General features: G+C 70.2%; 10 protein-coding genes. 4 read left to right on the top strand and 6 right to left on the bottom strand.

Annotated elements, in window-relative coordinates:
* Window positions 1-18 precede the first annotated feature (18 nt).
* Window positions 19-660, bottom strand: a complete 642-nt coding sequence (locus G3I78_RS32695; RefSeq protein WP_164431655.1) for a hypothetical protein — start codon at window positions 658-660, stop codon at window positions 19-21.
* Window positions 661-1,003: 343 nt separating this feature from the next.
* Between G3I78_RS32695 and G3I78_RS32690 the strand changes: the two genes are divergently transcribed.
* A complete protein-coding gene (locus G3I78_RS32690; RefSeq protein WP_164431299.1) occupies window positions 1,004-1,678 on the top strand; it encodes a maleylpyruvate isomerase family mycothiol-dependent enzyme in 675 nt (224 codons plus the stop codon).
* Between the two features lie 126 nt (window positions 1,679-1,804).
* Window positions 1,805-2,515, top strand: coding sequence for a copper homeostasis protein CutC (locus G3I78_RS32685; protein WP_164431296.1), 711 nt, complete (start codon window positions 1,805-1,807; stop codon window positions 2,513-2,515).
* 262 nt (window positions 2,516-2,777) lie between these two features.
* Here G3I78_RS32685 and G3I78_RS32680 read toward each other — a convergent pair whose 3' ends face one another.
* Entirely contained in the window at window positions 2,778-3,332 is a 555-nt protein-coding gene (locus tag G3I78_RS32680; RefSeq protein WP_239158192.1) for a hypothetical protein, read from the bottom strand.
* A gap of 417 nt (window positions 3,333-3,749) precedes the next feature.
* The gene (locus G3I78_RS32675) at window positions 3,750-5,717 is read right to left on the bottom strand and encodes a UvrD-helicase domain-containing protein (RefSeq protein ID WP_239158194.1); all 1,968 of its coding nucleotides are present in this window, start codon (window positions 5,715-5,717) and stop codon (window positions 3,750-3,752) included.
* 508 nt (window positions 5,718-6,225) lie between these two features.
* Here G3I78_RS32675 and G3I78_RS32670 point away from each other — a divergent pair.
* Window positions 6,226-6,411 carry a hypothetical protein gene (locus tag G3I78_RS32670; protein WP_203615840.1) on the top strand — a complete coding sequence of 62 codons (186 nt, stop codon included), beginning with the start codon at window positions 6,226-6,228 and terminating at the stop codon, window positions 6,409-6,411.
* Window positions 6,412-6,434: 23 nt separating this feature from the next.
* Here the strand turns inward: G3I78_RS32670 and G3I78_RS32665 are convergent, their stop codons facing one another.
* Window positions 6,435-8,081 (bottom strand): DNA repair helicase XPB, encoded by a 1,647-nt coding sequence (locus G3I78_RS32665; protein WP_164431293.1) that lies wholly within the window; start codon window positions 8,079-8,081, stop codon window positions 6,435-6,437.
* 159 nt (window positions 8,082-8,240) lie between these two features.
* On the opposite strand from G3I78_RS32665, the gene G3I78_RS32660 reads away from it, so the two are divergent.
* Entirely contained in the window at window positions 8,241-8,786 is a 546-nt protein-coding gene (locus G3I78_RS32660; protein ID WP_239158191.1) for a hypothetical protein, read from the top strand.
* A gap of 35 nt (window positions 8,787-8,821) precedes the next feature.
* Here the strand turns inward: G3I78_RS32660 and G3I78_RS32655 are convergent, their stop codons facing one another.
* Both G3I78_RS32655 and G3I78_RS32650 read right to left on the bottom strand, forming a co-directional pair.
* Window positions 8,822-11,206, bottom strand: a complete 2,385-nt coding sequence (locus G3I78_RS32655; RefSeq protein WP_164431292.1) for a tetratricopeptide repeat protein — start codon at window positions 11,204-11,206, stop codon at window positions 8,822-8,824.
* Window positions 11,203-12,840 carry a hypothetical protein gene (locus tag G3I78_RS32650; RefSeq protein ID WP_164431291.1) on the bottom strand — a complete coding sequence of 546 codons (1,638 nt, stop codon included), beginning with the start codon at window positions 12,838-12,840 and terminating at the stop codon, window positions 11,203-11,205. The genes G3I78_RS32655 and G3I78_RS32650 overlap by 4 nt, the downstream gene beginning before the upstream one ends.
* Window positions 12,841-12,921: the final 81 nt, after the last annotated feature.

Here is a 12,921-nt window from a genome sequence, read left to right as displayed (position 1 = left end):
GCTAAGGCGCCGGGCGCCTCAGAGCGACAGCATTTCCAGCTCGGAGGAGAGGTTGTGGCGGGCCGTGGCCTCCCATGCGCGTTCCCCGTACGGCGTCCTGAACAGCCGGGGAAGATCCAGCAGTTGGCGCAGGATCGCGGACCGTCCGTCACGGAAGGCGTCGGCCGGCACGAAGCCGTACTCCTCGCGTACGGCGGCCGTGTAGGCGGCGTACGCGGCGGGCGGGGCGGCGAGGATCGCGAGGTCGGCGTCGCACAGCACCTCGCCGTTGCGGTCGCCGTCGGCGGGGGCGTGGGTGACGGTGAGGCGGACCAGACGGGCGACCTCGGCCGTGGCGCTTTCGGGGACCCCGGCCTCGGGGAGCGCGCGTTCGGCGAGACGGGCGGAGCGCTCCTCGTTCTCGGAGCGGTCCGGGAGGTAGACGGCGTCGTGGAACCAGGCGGCGAGCCGCACCAGTTGGGGGTCGTCCGCGTGCTCCGCCAGGACGTCGACGTGGTCGAGGACCGCGGTGAGATGGGCGACCGTGTGGTACCGCCGCTGCGGCTCCCGCCAGCGGGCGAGGAGGTTGTCGGCGTACGGGAGGGGGTCGGGGCCGTTGGCGCCCCGGGCTCCGTCCAGGGCGGCGGTGAAACGGTCGCGGAGCGCGTGGGATTCGGCCATGGCCTCAGTCATGGGCTCATTGTCCCGTGCGGGTCGGGCCTGCTTGGCTCGGGCGGGTCGGGCCGCGTTGGCGTGGGCGGGGTCAGGCCTTGTCGCCCCGTGCGGTTCAGGCCTGATTGATCCGGGCGGTCCAGGCCTGCTTGTCGTGGGCGGCTCAGGCCTCGTTGCTCCGCGCGGTCCAGGTCTTCTTGCTCCGCGCGGTCTAGGTCTTCGTGTCCTGGGCGGCTCAGGTCTGATTGCTCCGCGCGGCTCAGGCCTCGTTGCCCCGCGCGGCTCAGGTCTGCTCGCCCCGCGCGGTCCAGGCCTCATTGTCGCGGGTGCCGCCCCCTGGCAGTTTGGCTCCATGACTTCAGAGACCTCGGACGCCGTACGAGACCCCGAACTCCCCGGCCGCCTCCTCGCCACCGAACGCGACGCCCTGATCCCCCTCCTCCGAGCCCGCCCGGACGCCGACTTCGCGCTGCCGACGACCGCGTGTCCGGGGTGGACCGTGCGGGACGTGCTGGCGCACTGTTCGTCCGCGCTGCTGCGGGCGGTGGAGGGCAGGTTCGAGAAGGGGGTGTTCTCGCCCGAGTCCAACGACCGGGACATCGCCGAGCGCGCGGACTGGACGAACCAGCGGATCGTCGACGAGCTGGAGCGCGGGATGACGGACGCCGGGCCGGTGATCGCCGGGGCGGGCGGCAGGCTGGACCTCCTCGCGCTGGGGGAGTGGGTGCACGCGGGGGACGTACGGGAGGTGTTCGGGGAGGCGGACGCGTACGGCGGCCCCGGCCTCCCCGACGCGCTGACCCTCCTCGTCCGTACGACCCGGGAGCGCGGCCACCTCCCCCTCCACGCCGACCTCGACGACCTGGACGAACCGCTCCGGCTGGGCGACACGGCCGGTGACCGCACTCCGGCGCGGTACATCGGGGACGCGGCGACTCTCGTACGGCTGTACTCGGGGCGTCCGGTGGAGGGGCGGTCGTACGAGCTGGCGGGCGCCGAGGCGAAGGAGCTGAACATCTTCTGGTAGCGGTGAAGGAGCCGGACATCTTCCGGTGGCGGCCGGATCATGCTCGCGGGGTCGGGGCGTCTCGACGTACCCTTGAATTGGACTAGACCTGTAGCTGTCCTCGACTCGTCCGACGAATGGGGTCCCATGAGCAAGCGTGCAGTCCTGGAGGTGATCGCCCTCGACGTCGAGGACGCGGTCGCGGCCCAGGCCGGAGGCGCGGACCGGCTGGAACTGGTGACCGACATGGCGGCGGACGGCCTGACGCCGACGGTCGCGACGGTCACCGGGATCCGGGCCGCCGTGGACGTCTCGCTACGGGTGATGCTGCGGCTGGCGGACGGCTTCAGGGCGGGCGACGCCCATGACGTGGGCCGGCTGGTGCGGGCCGCCGGGGAGCTGCGGGAGGCCGGGGCCGACGAGTTCGTCCTCGGCTTCCTCGACGCGTCCGGCGACCTGGACCTGGACACCGTGGAACGCGTCACCGCCGAACTGGACGGCTGCCGCTGGACCTTCCACCGAGCCATCGACCACACCCCGGACCGAGACGCCCTGCGCAAACAACTGGCCGACCTGCCGGGCCTCGACACCTACCTCACAGCGGGCTCCCCGACAGGCGTCGACCAGGGCCTCCCGACCCTCCTCGCGGAGGCGGCCCGCTCGGGCGAGCCGGGCTACGAACAGCGCATCCTGGTCGGCGGCGGCCTGCGCCTGGAACACGTACCGCGACTGCGTACGGCCGGGGTGGACGCCTTCCACATCGGAGGCGCGGCGCGGCCGGGGGGCTGGGGGGCGCCGGTTTCGGCGGGGGCGGTGCGGGGGTGGCGGGAGGTGTTGGATCGGGGGTCACGGGGGTGACGGGGGGACTGGAGGGACTGGAGGTGCGAACGGCCGCGTCGGCCCCTGAAAACCCTGGCCAGTTCGTGAGCGTGGGACCGCTCAGGTTCGCCATGCGCCCCGACGAGGTGTCGGAGACCCTGCGAGCCGTCACCACGGAGACCCAGCGGCACACACTGAGGTGAGTTCAGCCTGAGGCTCTACCAGCGGCGGCAACGGCTGGCCGGAGTGGCGGTCGACGCGTGGTCGCGTTGCTGGTGAGGGTGCTTCCTCGTCTGTCGCCCTAGCCCTTCAGCGGGCGCAAACACAGGGACGTGGAGCCGTTTTCGCTGTACTCCGGGTAGGCGAGGTAGTCGCCGGGCGGGCACTCGCCGGCTGCTGGTTCCGCCACGCGGAGTTCCGCTGCCGCGGAGTCGCAGGGTTCTGGTTGGAGGGACTGGGCGGGCCAGTTGGTGTCGTTGCGGGCGCAGGAGCCGACCGTGAGGGTCGGGTGGGGGTCGGTGTCGCTTCCTCCGGTCAGCGCTCCGATGACCATCAGTACCGGAATCGCCAGCAACGCCAGGCCGAGCAGGCCCAGCGGGATCAGGGCCAGGATGCCCGCCGGGCGCTTGAAGAGCGGCTTGCCCGGGTTCAGTGGCGGGCGGAATCCCGGTGCGGCCGGTTCGGGGACGCGGCGGATGCCGGACAGCGCGCCGAGGTTGGTCAGCAGGGTGACGGGGGTGATCAGCAGCGACAGCGGCCCCCACCAGCCCAGCACCATCGTGTCCGCCTGCATGTCCCGGAACGTGGCCAGGGCGCAGGTGCGGCAGAGAACCCCCTCCCGTCGCAGGAAGCGCATCAGCACCAGCATTCCCTGGTGACCGCGGATCTTCACCGGGGCGGCGGGGGTTGCTCCGCAGATCTGGCAGGCGGAGGCAGGGGCGGGGGGTGTCTGCTGGTACGGCGTTCGCTGGTACGGACTCCCCGGATACGGATTCCCCGGATACGGCGTCTCCGTGTACAGCCCTGGAGTCGGCGCCTGCGCGTACGGCCCTGGAGTCGGCGTCTCCGCGTACGGCCCGTGCGCCGGCGCCTGCCCGTACGGGCCCGGCGCCGGGGGCTGTTGGTGGGTCCCGGCCCCCGGCATCTGCTGATACGGCCCCGCGGTCGGACTCTGCCGATACGGCCCCTGAGCCGGCGGATACGCGGGATGCGAAGGCGGCGGCGTGCTCAACAGGGGCCCTTTCTCGGGGACATGGCGGGACGGATCAGCACCCTACTCGGCGAGCGCCCCGGGCAAGGGGGCCGCGTGCGTCACGATCAGGCCCGACACCGCTCGGGTCAGGGCGACGTAGAGCCGTCGTAGGCCGGTCCGTTCGTCCGGTTCGCCGGTCACCACGGACTCCGGTTCGTCCAGGACGACGTAGTCGTACTCCAGGCCCTTGGCCAGGGACGCCGGGACCAGGGTGAGCCGGGTCTCCGTCGTGGTCTCCTCGCCGGGGGCGAGGTAGCCGACGCCGGCCGCCGTCAGCGCCTCGGCCAGCTCCGGGACCCGGGCGTCCGCCGCGATGAGACCGGTCGAACCCTCGTTGGCCAGCAACTCCTCGCACGCGGTGACCACTTCGGCCGCACCGGAGATCTCCCGCAGGTCGAAGAACCCCGGGTTCTCACGGACCGACGCGACCGGGGTGAGACCGGGCGCGATGTGCGGGAGGAGACGGGAGGCGTACGTGATGACGTCGGTCGGTACGCGGAAACCGGCCGTCAGCTCCTCGATCACGCCGTCGGACTTGCCGAGGTGGCTCAGCGCCTCGTCCCAACTCCGCGTCGCCCAGGGCGTGGTGCCCTGCGCGAGGTCGCCCAGGACGGTCGCCGAACCGGTCGAGCAGCGGCGCCCGACCGCCCGGTACTGCATCGGGGAGAGGTCCTGCGCCTCGTCGAGGACCACGTGCCCGAGCGAGTGCGTACGCTCCACGACGTCCGTCGCCTCGTCGATCAACACTGCGTCCGCGGCAGCCCACTTGGCCGACTTCACCGACCGCACGGGCTTCGCCCAGAGGATGGTCTTCTGCTCGTCCGCGTCGAGGATCCCCTCCGCGTGCGCGGCGAGGAAGTCGGCGTCGGTCAGCAGGCGCAGGACCAGTTTCGCCGGATCGACGGGCGGCCAGATCGACTTGACCGCCGCCTTCACCGCCGCGTTGCGGGCCACCGCGTCCTGCACCCGGTCGTCCGGCGCCTCCCCGGACCGCTCCATCTGCACCAGCACGACGTGCGCGATCCGCTGCGGAAGGGCCTCGCGGGCGGCGCCGTAGCGGATACCCCGGTCCAGCAACTCCCTTACGATCTCCTCGATCTCGTACGCAGGCACCCGCCACCTGCGCGACCCGCGCACCACCATCACCGGCTCGGTGGGCATGGTGACGTGCGCGTACACGGCCCGCTTCAGCACCTCCGCCATCCTCGCGTCGCCCTTGAGGACGGCCGCGGGTGCCTCGTCGGTGCCGCGCACCTCGACGTGCGCCACGAGGTCGTCGACGGTGGCCTGCTTGACCGTCAACTCGCCCAGCGCGGGCAGCACTTGCTCGATGTAGTGCAGGAAGGACTTGTTCGGTCCGATGACGAGGGTGCCGGTGCGGGCCAGCCGCTCGCGGTGGGCGTAGAGGAGATACGCGACCCGGTGCAGGCCGACGGCCGTCTTCCCGGTGCCCGGCCCTCCCTGCACACAGACCGTGCCGCCGAGACCGGACCGTACGATCTCGTCCTGCTCGGGCTGGATCGTCGCCACGATGTCGCGCATCGGGCCCACGCGCGGGCGCTCGATCTCCTGCTGGAGGAGCTTGCTGGTGGTGGCGGCCTCGGCCGGGTCGGAGAGGTGCTCGTCCTCGTACGCGGTGATGTCGCCGCGGGTGTACCCGAAGCGGCGGCGCAGCCCGACGTCCATCGGGTCCTTCTTGGACGCCCGGTAGAACGGCTGCGAGACCGGCGCCCGCCAGTCGATCACCATCGGGTCGCCGTCGTGGTCGTGGACGTGCCGGCGCCCGATGTAGAAGCGCTCGCCGTCCGCGCCCTCCGCCTGGTCGGCGCCGGGGGAGTGCAGGTAGTCGAGGCGGCCGAAGAAGAGGGGGGTGTCGCTGAGGTCGGCCAGCGCCTTGATGCGCTCGTCGATCTGGCGGGCCAGGACCTCGGCGTTGACCCAGTTCGCGGTGACGTCCTTGATGTCCAGCGACTCGACGTCCTCGCGCATGGCACGCAGGGCGGCGCGGGAGCCGGCGAGGTGGGAGCGCTCGCGGGCGAGGGGGTCGTCGGCGGCGCCGGGTGCGTCGGGTGCGTCGGGTGAGGGCACGGGTGAGGGCACTGGTGTGGACGGCCTGGACAAGGGGGTGCCTCCGAAGGTGCTGCGGGCCACGTGGTGGGAAGCCGACCGGTTTCCGTCCGGTCGGCGGCGCTCCGGGAGGGAGGCGGGCAAGAGCGGAGATTTTAGGTGAAGTGGAGGGCGGGACGCCAACCGTTTTCCCCGAGCCCTTCCGTAGCCCTTCCGTAGCCCTTGCGAAGCTCTACCGCAGCCCTTCCGCAACCCCTGTGAAGCTCTTCCGAAGCCCTTCCCTGTCCCTTCCTTATCCCTTCCGAACCCCTAGGGGACGGTCCCTCAGCCGGCTGGGGGAGACTCCACCCACGGGCGATACTCAGGTAGCACAGGAAGTGGCTACCTGGGACCGATGCCCTCCTTATGCCTGGTCAGCCACCATGGAGACATGAGTGCAGCGACCTTCACCCCAGCCCCCGGTCGCCCGTCCGGGGCGACCCCCCTCTCCGGCCTCAACCACCGTCACCGCGTCGGCCAGGCCTTCCGCGCCGTCCGCGTCTTCGCCGGCGCGGCCCTCGACGTCGTCATACTCGGCGAGTACGGCGAGGAGGCGGGCGTCCGCCGCCGCCGGTGAGCGCGGGGCGGCGGACCACAGGCTCAGGCCCCGTCCGCCAGCAGCTCGTCCGCGTCCACGATCCGGTAGGCGTACCCCTGCTCCGCCAGGAACCGCTGGCGGTGCGCGGCGAAGTCCTGGTCGATCGTGTCCCGTGCCACCACCGAGTAGAAGTGCGCCTGGTGCCCGTCGGCCTTGGGCCGCAGCACCCGCCCGAGCCGCTGAGCCTCTTCCTGCCGTGAGCCGAACGTCCCGGAGACCTGGATGGCGACGGTCGCCTCCGGCAGGTCGATGGAGAAGTTCGCGACCTTCGACACCACCAGCACGCTGATCTCGCCCTCCCGGAAGGCGTCGAAGAGCTTCTCGCGCTGGGCGTTGGAGGTCTCGCCCTTGATGACGGGGGCGTCCAGATGCTCGCCGAGTTCGTCGAGCTGGTCGATGTACTGCCCGATGACGAGGATCTGCTGGCCCGCGAAGCGCTTGACGAGCGCCTCCGTGACCTTCCTCTTCGTCGCCGTGGTGGCACAGAAGCGGTACTTCTCCTCCTGCTCGGCGGTGGCGTAGGCGAGCCGCTCGGAGTCGGTGAGGTTGACCCGTACCTCGACGCAGTCGGCGGGCGCGATGTAGCCCTGCGCCTCGATCTCCTTCCAGGGCGCGTCGAAGCGCTTGGGCCCGATGAGCGAGAAGACGTCCGACTCGCGGCCGTCCTCACGGACCAGGGTCGCGGTCAGTCCGAGCCGTCGCCGGGCCTGGAGGTCGGCGGTGAACTTGAAGACAGGAGCGGGCAGCAGATGCACCTCGTCGTAGAGGATGAGCCCCCAGTCCCGGGAGTCGAAGAGCTCCAGGTGCGGGTAGACGCCCTTCCGCCGGGTGGTGAGCACCTGGTAGGTGGCGATGGTGACGGGCCGGATCTCCTTGCGCGTCCCGCTGTACTCGCCGATCTCCTCCTCGGTCAGCGAGGTCCGCTTCACCAGCTCGTGCTTCCACTGCCGGGCGGAGACGGTGTTGGTGACGAGGATGAGGGTGGTCGACTTGGCCTGCGCCATGGCACCGGCGCCGACGAGGGTCTTCCCCGCGCCACAGGGCAGCACGACGACTCCGCTCCCGCCGTGCCAGAAGTTCTCCACGGCCTGCTTCTGATACGGCCGCAGCGCCCACCCGTCCTCGTCCAGCTCGATCGGATGCGCCTCGCCGTCCACGTACCCGGCGAGGTCCTCGGCGGGCCAGCCCAGCTTGAGCAGGGTCTGCTTGATCTGCCCGCGCTCGGAGGGGTGCACGACCACGGTGTCCGGGTCGAGCCGCGCCCCGACCAGCGGGGTGATCCGCTTGGAGCGCAGGATCTCCTCCAGGACCGGCCGGTCGGTGGTGGTGAGGACGAGTCCGTGCGCGGGGTGCTTGCTGAGGGTGAGCCGCCCGTACCGGTCCATCGTCTCGGCGACGTCGACGAGCAGCGCGTGCGGCACCGGATACCGGCTGTACTGCACCAGGGCGTCCACGACCTGCTCGGCGTCGTGCCCGGCGGCGCGCGCGTTCCACAGGCCCAGCGGGGTCACCCGGTAGGTGTGGATGTGCTCGGGCGCCCGCTCCAGCTCCGCGAACGGCGCGATGGCCCGGCGGCACTCGTCGGCCTGCTCGTGGTCGACCTCCAGGAGCAGGGTCTTGTCGGACTGGACGATGAGGGGACCGTTCACACGCACATCCTTCCGCACGGGCCAAACGTCCAGTGTGCCTCAACCGGCGACGATCACGGGAGGCCGAGCGGTCCCGGCGGCGGTCGCCGTGCAACCCCGGCACCTGCTCGGGTGTCTTGACTGGCGGGAGCACTGGCGGGAGCGGTGTGGGGAGGGCGTATGGGGATGTCCACGGGCGGCTGGGTGGTCGGCGGGGGCGCGCTGGTGGTGCTGGTGGCCACCGGCGTGTGGGCGAGCCGCCCCGCCGCCGTCGACGCGGACCTCTGGAGCCAGGTGCGGCCGGCGATCGAGGCCCGGCTGATGTCCGAGGCCCACGGCACCGGCTACGGCGAGACCGAGCCACAGCTCAGGGCCCGCTGGTTCTGCCACGCCGACGCGATCGACCTCGCCGAGCACGCCGGCCTGATCCGCGCCGGCGTCACCACCCTCTGCGTGGAGTACGGAATCCGCTCGGGCACCCTCGTCGAGTGCGCCGGCGCCGAGACCCCCCAACTCCTCGGCCTGCGCCGGCAACCGGACGGCGACTACCGCATCGTCTCCCAGGAGACGCCCCCCGACGGCGCCCTCCACAGCGACTGGCTGACCACCCACTTCGGCCCCACGACCACGGCGGCCCTGAAGACCACCACACCCTCGACAACCCTCGAACAGGCAGCCCGCACCCACTTCGCCCTGCCGGCGGACTCACCGGTCACCGACTGCTGAGGGGGGTTGAGGGCGCCCCCTTCACCTACTGGTGATCACTTTCGGCGGACGCCGGGCCGGGCTGCGACTCCGTTCCGCCGCCTCACCTGGTCGACCAGGGACAGCGCGTGGCCGGCGCTCTCGGCGTCGCCCGTCTGGTGATACAGATCGGCGGCGAGTTCCAAGTTCTCCAGGGCCTCGGTGTTGTGCCCCTGCTCCACAAGAGCGACCGCCAGAGCCGAGAGTTCGTCGGCGAGACCGTGATCGTCCTTGCTCTCGAGGAATGTCTCCAATGCGAGGGTGTGCAGCCGCACCGCCTTGCCCCACTTGCCCTGCCGCTGCCGTACGAGGGCCATGTTGCCCAAGGTCCGGGCTTCACCGGAGTGATCCCCCAGGTGCCGGAACGTACCCAGTGCCTCCTGCTGTGCCGTGAGGGCCGCTTCGAAGTCCCCGGCAGCCACCAGGGTGCCGGAGAAGTTGGACAGTTCGACTGCGCGTTCATGGGGCATCAGGAAGCCGTCGGCCATCTCGAGCGCGCGTTGGTGCAGTTCCAGGGCCCGGTTGGCTTTCCCGGCGTTGCGCGTCGCGGTGGCCAGGCTGCCCAAAGCTTGCGCGTAACCATGAAGGTCGCCCTGTTTCCGGAAGATCTTCGCCGCCTTGCGGAGATTGCGGGTGGCCTCCTCCGTGCGGCCCAGTTCCGTCAGCGTCTCGCCGGTGTTGCTGAGGGCGCCTGCCACTCCGGTTCTGTCCCCGGAGCGCTTGAACAGCTGCGCGGCCTCGGTATGGGCTGCCACGGCCTGTTCGAACCTGCGCTGATCGTGCAGTGAGAGTCCCAGGTTGTTCAGGGCGCCGGCGAGGGCGCGGCGCTTCTTCAGTCTCCGGCAGATCTTGATCGCCCTGTGGTGTGCCCGAATCGACTTTCGCAGCTTGCGCTGGTCCCGTAGAACCACGCCGTGGGAGCTCAGCAGGGAAGCCTCACGAAAACCGTCCTTGAGCCTCCGACTGGACCGGATGCCCGCGGTGAGCACCTGCCCGGCTTCGTCCAGGTGACGTGCCTCCATGAGGAACTGGGAGACGGACATCGCCAAGGCCGCACACATCAGGTCGTCGGTGGCGCTGTGTGACCAGAGGGTGGCCGCTACCAGAGTGTGCCGCTCGGCCTCGAGCCACCGCAGCGCCGCAGCACGGTCGGCGAAGACCTGCGTGGGCTTCGGTGGGATGGGGGTGAAGGCGGCCTCACATGCGAGGGCGGCCCTCTCATAGAGGTACGCGAGCAGACGGATGAGGCACTTGCCCCAGTCGTCGTCACCCGATACGAGCTGCTCCCGGGCATAGAGACGTACGAGGCTGTGCTGCTGCCAGCGGCCGTACGGCCGCTCCAGATGCTGTTCGACCAGGTGTCTGCGGCCCAGATCCAGCAGTAGCCCTTTGGCCTCCTCGACGCTCCCGCCGTAAAGCTGAGCCGTGGCCTCGGCGGAGAAGTCCGGTCCGGGATGGAGCCACAGCAGTCGGAAGAGCCTGGCCTGATCCTTGGTGAGCCTCCGGTACGACAGCTCGAAGGCCGCGGTCACGGCGCGTTTCTCCCGGGTCAGGACGGACAGCCTGGAATGCGCGTCCTCGAGGTCCTGACGTAGGTCGGCAAGGGGCCGACTCGGGACGTCGATGAGGAGGGACGCCAGGATGCGCAGGGCCAGCGGCAGACCACCGCAGAGCGCGACGAGCCGGTCCGCCTCGTCTGCCTCGGCCGTCACCCTCGTGTCTTCGGGGAACGCCGTGCGCAGGGCACCGCTCAGCAGCTCTCGTCCCTCGTCGCAGGGCAGTTCCCGCAGTGTCAGCGTCAGTGCGTCCAGGTCCGCGAGAGAGTGCCGGGAGGAGATGAGAGTGCCCGTGCTTGCGTCACTCGGCAGGAGAAGGCGGACTCTGTCGCTGGCCGGTACGTCGTCCAGGACGACCAGGACCCGTCGCCCGGCGGCGGCCAGGGCGGCGAGCGCGGAACGATAGACGCCCACCCGCTCGTCGATCCGGGGAGGGATGTGCTCCGGAGGGACGCCGAGTGCTCGGAGAGCGGTGTCCAGCGCCCGCTTCGGTGACACCTTGCGTTCCCCGTCGTAACCGTGCAGATCGATGTACAGCACTCCGCCGGGGAACAAGCCCTCTTCCCGCGCTCGGTGAGCTGTTTGGAGCACCAGTTCCGTCTTGCCCGTGCCGGCCAGCCCGGTTACCGCCACAGTGCCCGCGGTACCGCCTGCTGTTGTCGGCGCCAGGGCCGAGAGAGCTTGGTCCAGTTCGGTGCGACGTCCCGCGAAGGTCGCTGACTGTCTGGGCAGTCCGGCGAGTGCTGGGTCCGGGCGGTCCGGCAGCGTCAGAGTGATGTCCCGCCCCTGAACCACGAAGCCGAAGAAGACTCCGCCACTGATGTGGTTCTCGGTACTGTCAGTCATTCCCTGCCCTGGCGGTACCGGGCTACGGCCCTGCTGAAGGTGAGCACCTCGGCTGCGGTGAACATGCTCATGTTCTCCTCGGTGACCACGTAACCGACCTCGCGCCAGGCGTGAAGGAACGCCGGGTCGACACCATGTTCGACAGCCCGGTCCGCCACGTCTCGCAGCATGTCATCGAAGTGCTCCCTGCTCAGAGGCATGGGTTCGTCGGCATCGGGGTCGAAGAACAGCGGGTCGTCCGGTCCCGGTTCGCGGCCGAACTTCTCACGGAACTCTCGGCACAGGCCTTCCATGCCGTCCGCGAGCTTCTGCCAGCGATGTTCGTCGAACCGCACCACGGAACTCCCGTCTGCGTTCCAGATACGCTCGACGGGCGGACGGGACCGTCCAGGAGAGGCTGCCGTCTTACCGGACTTCTTACGGACCTTGTTCAACGCCGCCACGCGCACGGCTTCACGCCGTTCGTCCCATTGCCCATCAGACTCCGCGGGTGGGCCATCCTCGTCCTGCGGCCCGTCGTCGCTCGTCTCGTCGTCGACATCCCTGCGTCGAACGGTAGTGCTCAGGTCCATCCTCGCGTGCATGCCCACCCAGTCCAGCAGATCCGGCGTGATCGTCCGGTCCACCGTCGACACCTCGGTGACACCCAGCTCGAATGCCAGGCGCGGCAGAGCGAGGCCGGGAGAACTGGTCCAGATCAGGGCCTCGGAGGGGATCGGCTGGGTGAAGGCCGGGACGGCGAAAAGGCGCCCGAGGGTCTCGGTGACTGAAAGCCCCAACTCGGGGGCAAGGGCGAGGATGTCGAGCACCGGCACCAGTGACGACGTCTCGTCCAGGGACATCGCCCATGTCCAGGCGTGTTCGCCCATATCGTCCAGAGGTTCACCGGGCTTCGTCAGGAGAGCCGCGTACAGGGCCCCGAGCAGCAGTGCGGATTCCTTCTTCACCGGGAGCCCTTGCTCCTTGAACCGCCGTAGTCCGTTGCGGAGAATTGCCCGTGGTGTGCTACCGGTCCAGGACGACTCGGCCGTTTCCTTCCAGAACTGCCTCACCCGTTCCTTCGCGTCCTCCGGCGGTTCGGGCAGTCGCAGGTCCGGTGACGGTCCGCAGACCGCGCGACAGCCCTGGAGCGCGGCCCCTGGCAGAAGTCGGCGGGGCAGGCGGCGTCGGTCGAGCCCGGCCGACGCAAGCCGACCAGTGAGCGCGAGAAGGAACTCCCCGTCGTCCACCGGCATTTCCAGTTCCTCGCTCGCTGCCACGGTCTCGCGGACAAAACGCTCGATTCCCTTGCCGTGCACGGTGCCGTGCAGCAGGCGCAACCAGGCGTCGCGCGCGTTGGCGAACTGCAGTTCATCGACGAAGGCCTTCGGCCAGGCGGTCCCCAGGAACAGCGTGTCGAGGGGGTCGATGCTGTGAAACCAGTCTGGTACGTCCTCGTTCAACTGAGCTGCTGCGAGTGCGAGGTAGCCGAAAGCGTAGGCGCCGGCCAGGCTCAGCTCGTCGGGTGCATTTGAGCGGAGCAAAGCTTCGAGAGCGTCGGCACTGACATTCTGTGGATCACCCCCGGTGCCGATTTCGCCCGGAGCAGCCCTCCGTGATCGCCGTTCCTGCTTCTTCCTCGAGGCCTTTCCCATGCGCTCCCCCTTCTCGGACCAGCATGCCCGGCGGCGCTGCGGTGTGACGGCGAGACTGTCAAAACGCAACCGGCTTGAGGG

The sequence above is a fragment of the Streptomyces sp. SID13726 genome, assembly GCF_010548375.1.
Taxonomy (GTDB): domain Bacteria; phylum Actinomycetota; class Actinomycetes; order Streptomycetales; family Streptomycetaceae; genus Streptomyces.
Note: the sequence above shows the minus strand (reverse complement) of the source record. Positions and strands in the feature narration are given on the sequence as shown.

Excerpts from the sequence above, each read along its gene's own strand:
- G3I78_RS32650 (WP_164431291.1), bottom strand. The coding sequence starts at position 12,840 with ATGGGAAAGGCCTCGAGGAAGAAGCAGGAACGGCGATCACGGAGGGCT.
- G3I78_RS32680 (WP_239158192.1), bottom strand. The coding sequence starts at position 3,332 with ATGCGCTTCCTGCGACGGGAGGGGGTTCTCTGCCGCACCTGCGCCCTG.
- G3I78_RS32675 (WP_239158194.1), bottom strand. The coding sequence starts at position 5,717 with ATGCGCGAGGACGTCGAGTCGCTGGACATCAAGGACGTCACCGCGAAC.
- G3I78_RS32660 (WP_239158191.1), top strand. The coding sequence starts at position 8,241 with ATGGGGATGTCCACGGGCGGCTGGGTGGTCGGCGGGGGCGCGCTGGTG.
- G3I78_RS32690 (WP_164431299.1), top strand. The coding sequence starts at position 1,004 with ATGACTTCAGAGACCTCGGACGCCGTACGAGACCCCGAACTCCCCGGC.
- G3I78_RS32670 (WP_203615840.1), top strand. The coding sequence starts at position 6,226 with ATGAGTGCAGCGACCTTCACCCCAGCCCCCGGTCGCCCGTCCGGGGCG.
- G3I78_RS32655 (WP_164431292.1), bottom strand. The coding sequence starts at position 11,206 with ATGACTGACAGTACCGAGAACCACATCAGTGGCGGAGTCTTCTTCGGC.
- G3I78_RS32685 (WP_164431296.1), top strand. The coding sequence starts at position 1,805 with ATGAGCAAGCGTGCAGTCCTGGAGGTGATCGCCCTCGACGTCGAGGAC.
- G3I78_RS32695 (WP_164431655.1), bottom strand. The coding sequence starts at position 660 with ATGGCCGAATCCCACGCGCTCCGCGACCGTTTCACCGCCGCCCTGGAC.